14 protein-coding genes are annotated in these 15,768 nt (G+C 60.4%); 9 read left to right on the plus strand and 5 right to left on the minus strand.

What is annotated here, in order from left to right:
* Window position 1: 1 nt before the first annotated feature.
* Window positions 2-772, minus strand: coding sequence for a gamma-glutamyl-gamma-aminobutyrate hydrolase family protein (locus tag WA367_RS14965; protein WP_336057576.1), 771 nt, complete (start codon window positions 770-772; stop codon window positions 2-4).
* 252 nt (window positions 773-1,024) lie between these two features.
* On the opposite strand from WA367_RS14965, the gene WA367_RS14970 reads away from it, so the two are divergent.
* From WA367_RS14970 to pcaF, 3 genes are all read left to right on the plus strand, one after another.
* A complete protein-coding gene (locus tag WA367_RS14970; protein WP_336057577.1) occupies window positions 1,025-2,122 on the plus strand; it encodes a TRAP transporter substrate-binding protein in 1,098 nt (365 codons plus the stop codon).
* 181 nt (window positions 2,123-2,303) lie between these two features.
* Window positions 2,304-2,537 (plus strand): hypothetical protein, encoded by a 234-nt coding sequence (locus WA367_RS14975; protein ID WP_336057578.1) that lies wholly within the window; start codon window positions 2,304-2,306, stop codon window positions 2,535-2,537.
* A gap of 388 nt (window positions 2,538-2,925) precedes the next feature.
* Entirely contained in the window at window positions 2,926-4,131 is a 1,206-nt protein-coding gene (pcaF, locus tag WA367_RS14980; protein ID WP_336057579.1) for a 3-oxoadipyl-CoA thiolase, read from the plus strand.
* Between the two features lie 15 nt (window positions 4,132-4,146).
* On the opposite strand, the gene WA367_RS14985 is transcribed toward pcaF, so the two are convergent.
* The 3 genes from WA367_RS14985 to puuE are packed head-to-tail and all read right to left on the minus strand — an operon-like array spanning window position 4,147 to window position 6,895.
* Complete coding sequence (locus tag WA367_RS14985; RefSeq protein WP_336057580.1) at window positions 4,147-4,641, minus strand: ureidoglycolate lyase; 495 nt, start codon at window positions 4,639-4,641, stop codon at window positions 4,147-4,149.
* Window positions 4,638-5,471 (minus strand): bifunctional allantoicase/(S)-ureidoglycine aminohydrolase, encoded by an 834-nt coding sequence (locus WA367_RS14990; protein ID WP_336057581.1) that lies wholly within the window; start codon window positions 5,469-5,471, stop codon window positions 4,638-4,640. Before WA367_RS14990 ends, WA367_RS14985 begins: the two co-directional genes overlap by 4 nt.
* An 11-nt stretch (window positions 5,472-5,482) precedes the next feature.
* Entirely contained in the window at window positions 5,483-6,895 is a 1,413-nt protein-coding gene (puuE, locus tag WA367_RS14995) for an allantoinase PuuE (protein ID WP_442935596.1), read from the minus strand.
* A gap of 196 nt (window positions 6,896-7,091) precedes the next feature.
* Here puuE and uraH point away from each other — a divergent pair, with 196 nt between their 5' ends.
* From uraH to xdhC, 4 genes are read left to right on the plus strand one after another with little or no spacing between them, the layout of a single operon-like run.
* Window positions 7,092-7,460 (plus strand): hydroxyisourate hydrolase, encoded by a 369-nt coding sequence (uraH, locus tag WA367_RS15000; RefSeq protein WP_336057583.1) that lies wholly within the window; start codon window positions 7,092-7,094, stop codon window positions 7,458-7,460.
* Window positions 7,461-8,930 (plus strand): xanthine dehydrogenase small subunit, encoded by a 1,470-nt coding sequence (xdhA, locus tag WA367_RS15005; RefSeq protein ID WP_336057584.1) that lies wholly within the window; start codon window positions 7,461-7,463, stop codon window positions 8,928-8,930.
* Window positions 8,931-8,932: 2 nt separating this feature from the next.
* Entirely contained in the window at window positions 8,933-11,275 is a 2,343-nt protein-coding gene (xdhB, locus tag WA367_RS15010; RefSeq protein ID WP_336057585.1) for a xanthine dehydrogenase molybdopterin binding subunit, read from the plus strand.
* A 32-nt stretch (window positions 11,276-11,307) separates the two neighbouring features.
* Window positions 11,308-12,111: a xanthine dehydrogenase accessory protein XdhC gene (xdhC, locus tag WA367_RS15015; RefSeq protein WP_336057586.1), complete on the plus strand. Its 804-nt coding sequence runs from the start codon at window positions 11,308-11,310 to the stop codon at window positions 12,109-12,111.
* On the opposite strand, the gene WA367_RS15020 is transcribed toward xdhC, so the two are convergent.
* Entirely contained in the window at window positions 12,108-13,028 is a 921-nt protein-coding gene (locus WA367_RS15020) for a LysR family transcriptional regulator (RefSeq protein ID WP_336057587.1), read from the minus strand. The genes xdhC and WA367_RS15020 overlap by 4 nt on opposite strands.
* Before the next feature lie 155 nt (window positions 13,029-13,183).
* Here WA367_RS15020 and guaD point away from each other — a divergent pair, with 155 nt between their 5' ends.
* Entirely contained in the window at window positions 13,184-14,512 is a 1,329-nt protein-coding gene (gene guaD / locus WA367_RS15025; RefSeq protein WP_336057588.1) for a guanine deaminase, read from the plus strand.
* Window positions 14,487-15,767, plus strand: a complete 1,281-nt coding sequence (locus tag WA367_RS15030) for a glycerate kinase type-2 family protein (RefSeq protein WP_336057589.1) — start codon at window positions 14,487-14,489, stop codon at window positions 15,765-15,767. Before guaD ends, WA367_RS15030 begins: the two co-directional genes overlap by 26 nt.
* The last annotated feature ends 1 nt before the right edge of the window (window position 15,768 follow it).

Here is a 15,768-nt window from a genome sequence, read left to right on the forward strand (position 1 = left end):
CTCAGGCAGCATTGCCACGGGCGTGCCGTGCCGCATGATGCGTCCGGACAGCATCGCCGAAACTTTCGAATATCTGTCGTGAAGCCGGATCCGTCTCGGCCCAGTATTCCGGGTGCCACTGCACGCCGACAGCGTAGGCATTGGTGCCACGAACCGAAACCGCCTCTACCGTGCCATCGGGCGCTTCGGCCTCGATGTCCAGCCCCTCGCCCAAGCGGTCAATTCCCTGGCGATGGATCGTATTCACCCGTACGGATTCACTCTTGAATATCCCGGCAAGGCAAGAGCCCGGCCTGATCCGCACATCCTGACGAATGGCAAACCGCTCGTCCTGGCTGACATTTTCCGGTGCTCGATGATCCATCCGCCCCGGCAGATTCTGGATTTCAGTTGCCAACGTGCCGCCAAGCGCGACATTCAGCTCCTGAATGCCGCGGCAGATGGCCAGAAGCGGCACCCCCCTTCTGATCGCCGCGCGGATAAGCGGGATTGTGGTGCCATCGCGACGGCGGTCATAGGGACCGTTTTCCTCGACAGCCACCTCGCCATAAAGCTCCGGCCAGACATTCGATTTCGAGCCGGTGAGCATCACGCCATCCACTCCCGCGAGCAGAGTCTCCAGGTCAAGCTCGTCCTCGAAAGAGGGAACGAGCAGCGGTGTCACACCGGCGGTGCGGATTGCAGCGCGCAGATACTGCTCAGGGGCAGCATGCCACTCATAGTTCTCGAAGGATTTCACATCGGTCGAAACGGCGATCAGCGGCTTGGACATGCTCGGCATCCACACAATTGGCATCTGCCACGCAATCTAGCCGAACATGTGCCCGCCACAAGGGCTACGATACAATTGCTTCACCTGTTAACCGTTGAAAAACAGAATGTTTCTGCGTCCCCGCCAAAGGCGCAACAAAACTGGACTTGGAAGCGCTCGCATGTATTTATACGCGCCGATATCGGCGCGGGCGTCCCTGCCTTGCGGTCCCGATCTCGTTCTTTTCGATCCACACTTTTGGGGAGGTAATCCATGGATCGCCGTTCGTTTATCAAGAAAGCCGGTCTTGCTGGCGCTGCAGGTGTTGGCGCTGCCACGCTCGCCGCTCCGGCCATCGCACAGGGCAACCAGACCTGGCGCATGGTCACGACCTGGCCGAAGAATTTCCCAGGCCTGGGCGTCGGTGCGCAGCGTCTTGCCGACCGCATCACCGCCGCTTCCGGCGGTCGCCTGACCATTCAGGTTTATTCCGCAGGCGAACTCGTGCCGCCGCTGCAGTCGCTTGACGCAGTCATCGACGGTTCGGCCGAGATGAGCCATGGCGCAGCCTACTACTGGCAGAACAAGAGCCCGGCGCTCGCATTCTTCACCGGCGTTCCCTATGGCATGACCTCCCGCGAGCTGACCGCCTGGGTTCGCTACATGGGCGGCCAGGAACTGTGGGACGAAATCTACGACCAGTTTGGCCTTCAGGGCTTCCTGTCGGGCGACACGGGCACCCAGGCCGGTGGCTGGTTCCGTGAAGAGCTGACCGGCGTTGATTCCGTCAAGGGCCTTCGCTTCCGTACACCCGGCCTTGGCGGCCGCGTCTGGGAGAAGCTTGGCGCCACGGTAACCAACATGGCAGCTGGCGAGATTTTCCAGGCTCTGCAGTCCGGCACGCTTGATGCTGCAGAATTCGTTGGCCCGTACAACGATCTGGCGCTCGGCTTCTATCAGGTTGCCAAGAACTACTACTTCCCGAGCTTCGTGGAGCCGGGTCTGGCAACCGAACTCGTGGTCGACAAGAAGAAGTATCAGGAACTGCCGGAAGACCTGCAGGCCATCATCAAGGATGTCTGCCAGGCCGAATACGACCAGGTTGCTTCCGACTTCTACGCAAACGATCCGCGTGCGCTTCAGACGCTCATCAATGAGCATGGCGTGACGGTTCGCCAGTTCCCCGACGAGATCATGGAAGCAGGCGGCAAGGCTGCAGCCGAGATCCTCGGCGAGCTGCGCGATTCCGATGACGCGCTGGTCAAGAAGACGACCGAGAGCTTCATCGAAGCCCTCAACGTGCTTCGCACCCGCTCGGAGGGCACCGACGGCGCCTTCATTCAGGCCCGCGAGAAGTTCTTCAAGATCTGATCGCCGCTGTGATGTTTTTCTAGAAAAAACATCAATTTAATCAGGAACTTTATGGACCGGGCTGCGTTCGCAGCCCGGTCTTATTTTTTCATAAGACCGTCGCCAAATATTCATCCAACCGCCTTCATCCAGTCAGGATTGCAGGCGCAATATCCGCGCAGTGAATCGAATGAGGCGTACCATGTCTGTTCACAGAACCGTAGAAGCTCAGATCGATGCCCTGCTCACCAAGGATGATTCCTCATCCATAATCGAAACCCTCTACTCGCTCGGCCAGGCTGCAGGTGATGCTGCCTCGATCGGGGACGAGTGGGACCGCGCTGTTCAGGCGCGGCTACAGGCCCGATTGGCCCGCAAGATGCGGGAGGCAATCGAGCCGTCAGGCCTGAGCAAGCCTGCCTCCTCGGCGGCCTGAGGCTGAAGCTTCTTCTTTAGAAACACTTTTTCATGAATGGATTTCCCTATGGCATTCGGCGATCAACCGAACAGGCGCAGGCTTTTCGCGCTCATACCGGTCGGTGCAAACCGAGAGACTGGCCCCCTGCACCGCCAGCGTTCCACAGGGCGGCGCATCAGCGAGTTTCTGTGTGATGACGGAATGGCTTGCCCACCGGGCCGCGGGCCCGGTCCGAGCCGACGCGTGGCACTTCGGCAAAAAATGAGTGCTGAGGACGGACGGCTTTACCGGCACACGGGCGAACTGGGATCAGTGCAAAGCTGATTTTCCCAACACCTTCTGCTGATTGACACCACTTCCTCCGGCGCCTACCGATCTGGCACTTGCCGGAGGAGGAAACCGCATCATGGCCGAGGCCTTTATCTGCGACTATATCCGCACCCCGATTGGCCGTTTCGGGGGTAGCCTGTCCCAGGTACGCTCGGACGACTTGGCGGCCATACCGCTGAAAGCGCTTATCGAGCGAAACCAGGGAGTTGACTGGGCGGCCATTGATGACGTCTATCTGGGCTGCGCAAATCAGGCAGGCGAAGACAATCGAAATGTCGCACGCATGGCCGTCCTGTTGGCCGGATTGCCAGTTGATGTGCCCGGCTCCACCATCAACAGGCTTTGCGGATCGGGGATGGATGCGGTCACGATTGCAGCCCGCGCGATCAAATCTGGCGAAGCCGACATCATGATCGCCGGCGGGGTGGAATCCATGAGCCGCGCCCCATTCGTCATGCCCAAGGCGGAAACCGCTTTTTCCCGAAACGCGGAAATCTACGACACCACCATCGGCTGGCGTTTCGTGAACCCGGTGCTGAAGAAGCAATATGGCGTCGATTCCATGCCTGAGACCGGGGAGAACGTCGCGGCGGAATTCGCGATCGGTCGTGCCGATCAGGACGCCTTCGCCGCACGCAGCCAGCACAAGGCTGTCGCCGCCCAGGAGAATGGGCGGCTGGCAAAGGAAATCACCCCTGTCCGCATACCGCAGCGCAAAGGCGAGGCGCTTGTTGTTGAACGGGATGAACATCCGCGCCCAGGCACCACTGCGGAGAAACTCTCCAAGCTGCCAACGCCCTTCCGGGAAGGCGGAACGGTGACGGCCGGCAATGCGTCCGGCGTGAATGACGGCGCCGCCGCTTTGATCATTGCCTCCGAAGAGGCCGCAAAGCGTCACGGCCTGACCCCGATCGCGCGCATTCTCGGCGGTGCAACTGCAGGTCTGAGCCCACATATCATGGGTTTTGGTCCGGCACCGGCCACGACGAAGCTCTGCGCGCGCCTTGGACTTAAAATTACAGACTTCGATGTGATTGAACTGAATGAAGCCTTCGCCTCGCAGGCACTGGCCGTCTTGCGCGATCTTGGCCTGCCCGATGATGCAGAGCATGTAAATCCGAACGGTGGCGCAATCGCGCTCGGTCACCCGCTCGGAATGTCGGGTGCTCGCATAACCGGAACGGCAGCCGTCGAATTGCATGAACGAGAAGCTAAACTGGCACTTGCCACCATGTGTATCGGCGTTGGTCAGGGCATAGCCATTGCGCTGGAGCGCGTTTGAACGTCAAAGGCGCTTTCAGACGGCGATGATCCAGGGTTCATCGAAGAAAAACTCTTCGAGATTGTTTCCCTCACCTCCGCGGTCGACCACCAGGAAATCCTGATCCTCGTCGATTGCGGTCAGAACGCCATGCCAGGTATTGGCGTGGTAGTTCACCCCCTGAGACCCCGCTGCGATGAAGGCATGAGGAGCACCGGGCATGCCATCTTCATCGTGGCAGACGATGGTCAGAAAGCGTCGCGCGCCCAAAGGGAAGAATGCCTGGCTTCCCAGCGGATGACGCTCAACCATCTTGAGCGTGAGCGGCAGCTCATAGGCTTCCCCCCGGAAGATGTTGATGAGCACGCGCGCATTCTCCCCGCGCGTATCCACCTTCGCCAGATCGTGGAAGCGCCGTGTCTTTCCGGAGTTGATAAGAAAGTTCTCCGCGCCGTCGGTCTCGATGACATCCCCGAAAGGCCTGAAGGCCTCCTTCGTCAGTGGCTGCGCCTTGATGATGCGCTCGCTCACCGAAATGGTCCCTTGAGCTTGGGGTGGCGGTTAACATCCTTGTAGAGCAGATAGCGGAACTTGCCTGGCCCGCCCGCATAACACGCCTGGGGACAGAAGGCGCGCAGCCACATGAAGTCGCCCGCTTCCACCTCCACCCAATCCTGGTTCAGCCGATAAACCGCCTTGCCCTCCAGAACATAAAGCCCGTGCTCCATGACATGGGTCTCGGCAAAGGGAATGATCGCACCCGGCTCGAAGGTGACGATGGTGACATGCATGTCATGGCGCAGGTCATCGGGATCTACGAAGCGCGTTGTGGCCCATTTGCCATCTGTATGCGCCATCGGTGTCGGCTCAATTTCGCGCTCGTTGAGGAACAGCGGCTCCGGCGCGTCCAGTCCATCTACCGCTTCATAGGCCTTGCGGATCCAGTGGAAGACGGCTTTTTTCTGGCTGTTGTTTTTCAAATTCCAGCCGCTTGCTGGCGGCAGGTAGGCGTAGCCGCCCTCGCCCATCTGATGGACCTCGCCGCCCACCGTAACCTCGACCTGCCCTTCAACCACGAAGAGCACACCTTCAGCCTGGCTTTCCGGCTCCGGCCGTTCGCTCCCGCCGCCCGGTTCCACTTCCATGATGTATTGCGAGAAGGTCTCGGCAAATCCCGAAAGCGGACGTGCGATGATCCAGGCGCGCGTTTTCTCCCAGAAAGGCAGTTTGCTTGTGACGATATCCGTCATCACGCCCTTGGGGATAACCGCATAGGCCTCGGTGAAAACCGCCCGGCCGGTCAGAAGCTGGTTCTGGTCCGGCAGACCGCCCGCGGGCGCGAAATAGTTTGCATTCTTCATGTTTGGCACCGTCACGGCAGCAGGTCTTTAAGGCGATGATACGCGATGCGCTCGACCTGGCGGCAGGCAGTCGCAAACTCTTCCTCACGGGTATTTGTCAGCCGCTTCACGAACGCATCCAGAATGGAAGCCTTGTCATGGTCGCGCACGGCAATGATGAAGGGGAAGCCGAAACGCTCCACATAGGCCTGATTGAGCACGGTGAAACGCGAACGCTCTTCATCGGTCAGCGCATCAAGGCCAGCTGACGCCTGTTCCTGCGTTGAATGTTCGGTCAATCTTCTCGCCGCCGCAAGCTTTCCCGCAAGATCCGGATGGGCAGTCAGAACACCAAGCCGCTCCTCCTCGCTTGCCGTCCGGAAACTGCGGCACAAGGCATTGTGCAACCCCGCCGCGCTATCATGAGCTGGCCCCAGTTCCAGCCCGTGCGCACGTTCCGCTATCCAGGGCGAATGCTCGAAGATTCCACCAAACGCCTCGACAAATTCGCCAAGCTTCATCCGGCTTGGGCGCAGCTTCGGAGCCACATAGGGGTGATGATCCTTCCAGTGACGCGCGATCTCGCCACGGGTGGCAAGCCATACCCGCTCATGCGATTGCACATGGTCGATGAAGCGCTGCAGCGCTGCAGCCCGTCCCGGCCTGCCCACCAGGCGGCAATGCAGGCCGATGCTCATCATGGCAGGCCGTCCGGCCAGCCCCTCGGCATAAAGCGTGTCGAACGTATCGCGCAGATAGGCGAAAAACTGATCGCCCGAATTGAACCCCTGCGGCGTCGCGAAGCGCATGTCGTTTACATCGAGCGTATAGGGAATGACGAGTTGCGGATCGGCAGGATTGCCTTGCCCGTCATGGTCGATCCAATAGGGCAGGTCATCGTCATAGGTATCGGAAATCCATTCGAAGCAGCCAGCCTTCAGCGCCAGCTTAATCGTGTTGACCGAGGTGCGGCCGAGATATAGGCCACTTGGCTTCTCGCCCACGACCTCTTCGTGAAGCGCAATTGCCGTCTCAAGCTCGCGCCGCTCATCCGCCTCCGAATGATCGCGATAGTCGATCCAGCGCAGGCCGTGAGTGGCAATTTCCCAACCGGCCTCCTTCATGGCGGCGACCTGTTCGGGACCGCGCGCCAGCGCGCTCGCGACGCCAAAAACCGTGGCGGGAACATTCGCCTCGGTAAGCATGCGATGAAGCCGCCAGAAACCGGCCCGCGCGCCATATTCGTAGATGGATTCCATGTTCCAATGGCGCTTGTCCGGCCACGGCTGGGCACCAACGATCTCGGAGAGGAATGCCTCGGAGGCTGCATCCCCGTGCAGCACGCAGTTCTCGCCACCTTCCTCATAATTGACGACGAACTGCACGGCTATTGCCGCATCACCCGGCCAGTGGGCATAAGGTGGATTGGGCCCGTAGCCGCGCATGTTTCTGGCGTATCGGTTCACGTGTTTCCTCGTTCTCCAGTCGGCTGCAGCATAGGGGAGCCGATATTCATGCGTCTCATCGAAAAATTTGAAAGAGTTTTTGGCGCTGTTAGCGATGCGCCCCCTTATGCTGCCACATCATTTGCCGCACAATCAGGCCAGATAACATGAAAACCCATTTTTGGGAGAAGGCTGCATGAGCAGCAATGCAGGCGGAAAGCTGACCACCCATGTGCTGGATACGGCAACAGGCAAACCCGCCTCGGGAATGACAATCTCGCTGTATCGGCTTGAAGGCGCCCTTGAGCGCCGCCTCATCAAGACTGTCCGCACCAATGACGATGGCCGCTGTGACGCGCCGGTGCTTCAGGGCGATGATTTTCGCACAGGCACCTACGAACTGGTATTCGAGGCTGGTGCCTATCTGCGCGCGCAGGGACAGACCCTGCCCGAACCGGCTTTCCTCGACACGATTCCCATTCGCTTCGGCATGTCCGAAGAGCGCCATTACCATGTCCCGCTCCTCATCTCGCCCTATGGCTATTCCACCTACAGGGGCAGCTGAATGACCTTGCGCCGCGAAATACGCTTTCTGCTGAATGAACAGGAAATCCGACTGGACCGCCTGCGTCCAGGCGAAACCCTTCTCGACTTCCTGCGCCTCAACCGCCGTCTCACCGGCACCAAGGAAGGCTGCGCGGAAGGCGATTGCGGTGCTTGCACCGTTCTGGTGGGGCGTTTGACTGCTGACGGCCTCGTCTATGAAGGCGTCAACGCGTGCATCCGCTTTCTGGCATCGCTCGATGGCTGCCATGTCGTCACGGTGGAGCATGTCCGCGGCAGCGAGGGAAAACTGCACCCGGTGCAGCAGGCACTGGTGGACCATCACGGCTCGCAATGCGGCTTCTGCACGCCGGGCATTGTCATGTCGCTCTATGCGCTTTGGATGGCCAATTCTTCTCCGTCCGAAGCCGACATTGAGAAGGCGCTGCAGGGCAATCTCTGCCGCTGCACCGGCTATGCACCGATCATCCGCGCAGCCCTTGCGGCCTCGCAGTCCGATCGCAATGGCGATCCGCTCTTGAGTGAACGCTCAAAGGTCATGGCTGCACTCCAGGCGATGCACGACGGTCAGACCGTCGACATGGGCGAAGGCGAAAACCGCATCATCGTGCCCGCGAATGTGGATGATTTTGCCAGCGCACTCGAAGCAAATCCCGATGCAACCATCGTTGCCGGATCCACGGATGTGGGGCTTTGGGTGACAAAGCAGTTCCGCGCAATACACCCGGCTATATTCCTCAACCGCCTTGATGAACTTCGCGACGCCTTGCTGGACGGTCAGGTCCTGAAGATCGGTGCCGGTGTCAGCTATACCGATGCCCGCCACATCTTCGCCGAACACATCCACGAGCTCGCGGAACTTCTGGACCGTATCGGCGGCGACCAGGTGCGCAATATGGGAACCATCGGCGGCAATATAGCAAATGGCTCGCCCATCGGTGACATGCCACCGTCGCTGATCGCGCTGGGCGCAACACTCGTCCTTCGCAAGGGTAGCGAACGACGCGAGATGCCACTGGAAGACTACTTCATCGACTACGGCAAGCAGGACCGCAAACCGGGCGAGTTCGTCGAGCGGGTCGATGTTCCGCTGCCTGCGGCACAAACACGTTTCCACGCCTGGAAGATCTCCAAGCGCCGCGAGGAGGACATTACCGCCGTGCTCGGTGCCTTCGCTGTCACGCTCAATGATGAGAATGTCGTGACCCAAGCGCGCATCGCCTATGGCGGCATGGCAGCCACGCCGAAGCGTGCGCGCGCCATGGAAGAAGCCCTGATCGGGCGCAAACTCGACGATGCGACGGTCGAACGGGCCATGGAGGTCTGTACCCGGGACTTCACCCCGATCAGCGACATGCGAGCGAGTGCTGACTACCGGATGATGGTGGCTCGAAATCTCATCAAGCGCTTCCAGCTCGCGGTCACAACCTCAGACCAGCCGGTCATGACCCGCAGACATCAGGCGGCCTGAAGATGAACAAGATCGACAAGGAACAGAGTTTCGCAAACGCCATCAAGGGCGGTGTGGCGACCAACCAGCCACATGATTCCGCGCACAAGCACGTTACCGGCGAAGCGGTTTATATCGACGACATGGCCGAACCGGCAGGCACGCTGCATGCCTATCTCGGCCTCTCCACCGTCGCGCACGGCGCCATCAAGCAGATGAACCTTGATGCGGTACGTGCCGCACCCGGCGTCGTGGCCGTCCTCACTTCCGAAGACGTGCCGGGCGTCAACGACATCAGCCCGACCGGCCTTCACGACGAGCCGATCTTTGCCGATGGATTGGTGCATTTCCTGGGGCAACCGGTATTCGCCGTCGTTGCCGAGACCCGGGAAGCCGCGCGCAAGGCCTGCCTGAAGGCTGAGATAATTTACGATGAAAAGCCGGCCCTGATCGACGTCGCTGATGCGGCACCGGATGCGAAACTCGTTGCCAAACCCCTGACCCTGCAACGCGAGGATGCCGCTGCCGCCATTGCTGCCGCACCACGCCAGGCGAAGGGGCAGATGCGCGTGGGTGGACAGGATCATTTCTATCTGGAAGGCCAGATCGCTTTCGCCCTTCCCGGTGAAGATCATGATGTGACCGTGTTTTCCTCCACCCAGCACCCGAGCGAAGTGCAGCACATGGTTGCGCATGCGCTGGGCGTTCCCTCACATGCGGTAACGGTGGAGATCCGGCGTATGGGCGGCGGCTTTGGCGGCAAGGAAACCCAAGCGAACATATTTGCGGCCGTAGCCGCCATCGCAGCGAAGAAAACCCGTCGCCCGGTCAAGATCAGGCCCGACCGCGATGACGACATGATCGCCACCGGCAAGCGCCACGATTTCCTGATCGACTACGAGGTAGGCTTTGATGATGAAGGCCGGATCCTGGGCGTGGCCTTTACCTACGCCGCGCGCTGCGGTTTCTCCGCAGACCTGTCGGGACCTGTGACAGATCGCGCGCTGTTCCATTGCGACAACGCCTACTTCTATCCGGCGGTGCATGCCGTCTCGCGTCCGCTCTACACCAACACCGTTTCCAACACCGCTTTCCGTGGGTTTGGCGGCCCACAGGGCATGGTGGGCGCCGAACGCATCATGGACGAGATCGCCTTTGCCCTCGGCAAGGATCCACTGGAGATCCGCAAGATCAATCTCTATGGCGATGATGACCGTAACCTCACACCCTATCATCAGAGGGTGGAGGACAATCTCGCTCACCGCGTGATCGCGGAGCTGGAAGAAGCCTGCGACTATACTGACCGACGAGCCGAGATCGCAGCCTTCAACGACAAGAGCCCTGTCATCAAGCGCGGCATCGCGCTGACGCCAGTGAAGTTCGGCATCTCCTTCACCGCCACCCATTTCAACCAGGCCGGCGCCTTGGTGCATGTCTATACGGATGGTTCGGTTCACCTGAACCATGGTGGCACCGAGATGGGCCAGGGTCTCTACGTGAAGGTCGCGCAGATCGTCGCGGAAGAATTCCAGATCGACATCGACCAGGTAAAGATCACGGCAACCACCACCGGCAAGGTGCCCAACACTTCCGCCACCGCGGCATCATCCGGCACCGACCTCAACGGCATGGCTGCACAGAATGCCGCGCGGCAGATCAAGCAGCGGCTGATCGATTTCGCCATCGACAACTACGAGGTACCGGAATCGCAGGTCGAGTTCCTGCCCGGTCGCGTGCGCGTGGGCAATCAGGAGATCCCCTTCGCCGACCTTGTGCGCCAAGCCTATATGGCACGTGTGCAGCTCTCGGCCGCTGGTTTCTACAAGACGCCAAAGATCCATTGGGACCGTGACAAAGGCCAGGGCCGACCCTTCTACTATTTCGCCTATGGTGCGGCGTGCACGGAGGTCTCCATCGACACCCTCACCGGCGAATATGTGATCGAGCGTACCGACATTCTTCACGAGACGGGCCGCTCGCTCAACCGCGCCATCGATATCGGTCAGATCGAAGGCGGCTTCGTGCAAGGCATGGGTTGGCTGACTACGGAAGAGCTTGTCTGGGACGAGAAGGGGCGGCTTCGCACCCACGCGCCCTCCACCTACAAGATCCCGCTTGCCTCCGACCGCCCGAAAATCTTCAACGTGACGCTTGCGGACTGGGCGGAGAACCGCGAGGCGACCGTTCATCGCTCCAAGGCTGTCGGCGAGCCGCCATTCATGCTTGCCATCTCGGTTCTGCACGCCCTGTCGGACGCTGTGGCCAGTGTTGCCGACCACCGCATATGCCCAAGGCTTGATGCTCCGGCCACGCCTGAGCGCGTGCTGATGGCGGTGGAACGCCTGCGCGCAGAGGCTGCCGGCTAGATCGTGGTTCACGCTCCGGCTAGTCTCAGGCCATGACCAAGCTCACCGCCAGACTTCGCACTTGGCTGGACGCCAATCCACGCGCGGCAGTCATCCGCGTCACAAGCGCGAAAGGCTCCACGCCGCGCGAGGAAGGCGCATGGATGCTGGTTTCGCCGGCCGCGATCTTCAATACTATCGGCGGCGGGCAGCTGGAGTTTCTGGCTATCGCAAAGGCGCGCGAGCTGATTGAGCAGAACCTTGCCAATGGCACGATGGACGTACCGCTTGGTCCGGAAATCGGCCAGTGCTGCGGCGGTCGCGTCGGTCTGGAGATCAAACTAGCCGCACCCTCCATCCGAAACCAACTTCTTGAAGATGCGGCCATTCGAGATCGCGCCCGTCCGCACGTCTATCTCTTCGGCGGCGGCCATGTCGGCCAGGCTTTGAGTGAGGCGCTGAGCCTCCTGCCCCTCCACACGGTCCTTGTCGAAACGCGGCCCGAGGCTTTGGAAGAGATCACGGCTGATGTCGAAAAACGCCTGACCCCGGTTCCCGAAGACGCGGTTCGCTCAGCACCGGAAGGCTCCGCCTTCGTGATCCTGACCCACGACCACGCGCTCGATTTCCTGATCGCTTCCGAAGCACTCGCCCGCAAGGACGCGCTCTATGTCGGCATGATCGGATCAAAAACCAAACGCGCCACCTTCAAGAGCTGGTACGGCAAGAACGACGGCAAGGAGAGTGACCTCGCCCGCCTCACCTGCCCCATAGGCGGCACCACCAGCGACAAACGCCCTGCCGTCATCGCCGCGCTCGCAGCCGCAGAGGTAATGCGGGCATTGATGTCGACCTAACGCCCCGCCAGTGCCTCGCTGATCATGCGTTGGCAGCGTTCGGCCATGAAGTCGACGAGCAGGCGCAGCTTGGGGTCCTGGTATTTTTTGTGCGGATAGAGAGCTGCGAGCTTGACCGGAACCGGCGGATTTTCCGGCAGCACGACCTTTAGCCTGCCATCGCGCAAAAAGCCTTCGATCTCGAAGCGCGGCTTGTTGATAATCCCTCGGCCTTCGATCGCCCAAGAGGTCAGCACATCACCGTCATCGGTGTCAAAAGGCCCGGCGACCTGATATTTCTGAGGGCCTTCCGGAGTCTGGAGCGTCCAGAAATACTCCCGTGCACCAGGAAACCTCAAAAGCAGGCAGTCATGCGGGGCTTCCACGAGGTCTTCCGGCTTTTCCGGCATGCCGCGGCGCTCAATATAGCCGGGTGCAGCTGCAAGAACACGTTCGCAATCGGCGATACCGCGCATGCGCAGACTGGAATCTTCCAGAACACCCAGCCGGAAGGCCACATCGATGCCTTCCTTCATCATGTCCACTTCGCGGTCGGACAGGCGAAGCCTGACCTCGATTTCGGGATACTGGTCGTGAAAAGAGGGAATGCCGCTGGCAATCATTCGGCGTCCCAACCCCAGAGGAGCCATGACGCGGATCACGCCGCGCGGCTGGCCTGACAATGCGGCTATGGCGGCCTCCGCCTCATCCACCGCGGCGAGGATCTTCTTCGCGCCCTCGTAGAACACCGTGCCCTGTTCGGTGGGAACAAGCTGCCGCGTGGTGCGGTTGAAAAGCCGCACGCCGAGATGCTTTTCGAGTTCCTTTATGCGGTTGGACGCAACAGCGGGAGACAGCCTCATGTCCCGACCCGCGGCCGAAAGGCCACCGAGTTCCACGACACGAACGAATACTGAGATATTATCCAGATAAGCCATTTCGGGATAGAACGATGATCCCGCCCTATTTTCAAGAAAATCTTGAAAGTTATCCGGAGGCGGAATCGTTTCCCGCTGTGAATTGATCTTTAGAGTCGCGTGGCTTACCGACCATTCGCATGGAGCGGTCGACATTATCGGGATAGACAGGGCGCATGACCAAGAAACTGATCCGCGGCAGGACGCTGACATTCCTCGCCCGCCCGCATGGCATCGATGACCATGCTTCCTTCCGCTATGAGGAAGATGGCGCCTTGCTTATCGACGAGGGCCGCATCCTGCGTGCCGCCAGCTTCGAGGATCTGAAGGAGGCCGCAGCCGACTGCGAGATCGTGGATCACCGCCCCCACCTGATCCTTCCGGGCTTCATCGACACGCATGCGCATTTCCCGCAGATGCAGGTGATCGCAAGCTACGGCGCCGAGCTGCTCGACTGGCTCAACAATTACACCTTCCCCGAAGAGATGCGCTTTGCCGATTCAGACCATGCGGCGCGCATCGCAAGCTTCTTCCTGGACGAACTTTTGCGCCAAGGCACGACCACCGTGGCCGCCTATTGCTCCGTGCATCCCGAGAGTGCCGACGCACTGTTCGCCGCAGCCTGCGAGCGGGACATGTGCGTCATCGCCGGCAAGGTGATGATGGATCGCAACGCGCCCGAAGCGCTGACAGACACGCCGCAAACATCCTATGACGACACGAAGGAACTGATCCGCCGCTGGCATGGCCAAAGCCGCTGCCTGTATGCCATCACCCCCCGCTTTGCGATCACCTCCACGCCTGAACAGCTCGAAGCGGCCGGCGCGCTGGTGCGTGAGCACCCGGACCTGCATGTGCAGACGCATCTGAGCGAAAACCATGCGGAAATCGACTTCACAATGTCGCTCTATCCGCAGGCGAAAGACTACACCGGTATCTATGAAGACTATGGGCTGCTGACGCCCAGGACGCTGCTTGGCCACTGCATCCATCTGTCCGAGCGCGAGGCAGACATTATTTCCGAAACCGGGTCGGTAGCGGTTTTCTGTCCCACATCCAACCTGTTTCTGGGTTCTGGTCTCTTCGACTATCAGCGCTATCGTCGTCGCGAAAAGCCACTGCGCATGGCGACCGCCACCGATGTGGGCGGTGGCACCAACTATTCCATGCTGCGGACCATGGACGAAGCCTACAAGGTGATTGCACTCAATGGCGAGAAACTCGATCCGCTCGGCTCCTTCTGGCAGATGACCCGCGGGAATGCGGAGGCACTCTCGCTTGCCGACGAGATCGGCACATTGGAAGAAGGAACAACAGCCGACCTAGTCGTGCTTGATTCCTCGGCAGTTCCGGCCATGAGCGTACGGATGGAGCGGGTTTCGACCCTTGCCGAAGAGCTTTTTGTGCTGCAAACCCTCGGTGACGATCGCGCAGTGGTGGAAACCTATGTCGCGGGAAAACCGGTCAAGGGGGAGTTGAATGGACAATCAGGTTTGGGCGCGTGATCCGAAACAGTTTTTCATATCGCTGTTCGAAGCCGCAGTAGCCGCTGCCGATCCTGAAAGGACCATTCGCGCTTTCCTTCCCCAAAAGCCGAAGGGCCGCACCATTGTCATCGGAGCGGGCAAGGGCGCGGCGCAGATGGCAGCAGCTTTCGAGAAGGCATGGGATGGCCCGCTCGAAGGCGCAGTGGTGACCCGCTACGGCTATGCCGCACCGACCGAGCGGATCGAGGTTCTGGAAGCCTCCCACCCGGTGCCCGACCAGCCGGGCCTCGAAGCAAGCGCCCGCATGATGAGCCTTGTGGAAAATCTGAGCGAAGATGACCTCGTCGTCGCCCTTGTCTGCGGGGGCGGCTCTGCCCTGCTCCCTGCTCCCGCAGGCAGTCTAACACTGGAAGATGAGATCGCGGTCAACGAAGCATTGTTGGCTTCCGGCGCGCCGATTTCTGCGATGAACACGGTTCGCAAGCACATCTCGCGCATCAAGGGTGGTCGTTTGGCCGCTGCAGCCCATCCCGCACGCGTGGTTTCTCTGGTCGTTTCGGACATTCCCGGAGACGATCCCGCACTCGTGTCGTCAGGGCCGACCGTTCCCAACAATGCGACGCGTCAGGATGCGCTGGCGATCATCGAAGCCTATGGTATGAAGCTTCCCGAGCGCGTGATGCAGCATCTACAGAGCGATGAGGCGAATGCCCCCCTGCCCGATGACAGCTGTTTCTCGCGCAACGAGGTGCACGTAATCGCCTCTGCCGCCCGCTCGCTGGAAGCTGCGGCAAAGCTTGCCGCTGAACAGGGGCTGAAGGCGCATATCCTTTCGGATTCCATCGAGGGAGAGGCCCGCGAGGTCGCGCGCGTTCACGGCGCCATTGCCCGCGAAGTGGCCGCGAATGACCGCCCGTTCCAGCGGCCCGCCCTCATTCTTTCAGGCGGTGAGACCACCGTCACCATCACGGGCAAGGGCGGACGCGGCGGTCGAAACAGCGAATTTCTGCTTGGGCTTTCGCTGGAGATCGAGGGGCATGACGGCGTCAACGCCTTTGCGGCAGATACCGACGGCATTGACGGTTCGGAAGACAATGCCGGTGCGTTTGCTGACGGCACGACGGTAGCGCGTCTGCGTGCCGCAGGCCACGACCCGAAGGTGCTTCTGGCCCGCCACGATTCCTGGGGCGCGTTCGACGCCGTCGGCGACATCTACGCTCCCGGCCCAACCGGTACCAATGTGAACGATTTGCGCGCGATCCTGATCACCTGAT

Source organism: Nitratireductor sp. CH_MIT9313-5 (genome assembly GCF_037029545.1).
GTDB lineage: Bacteria > Pseudomonadota > Alphaproteobacteria > Rhizobiales > Rhizobiaceae > Chelativorans.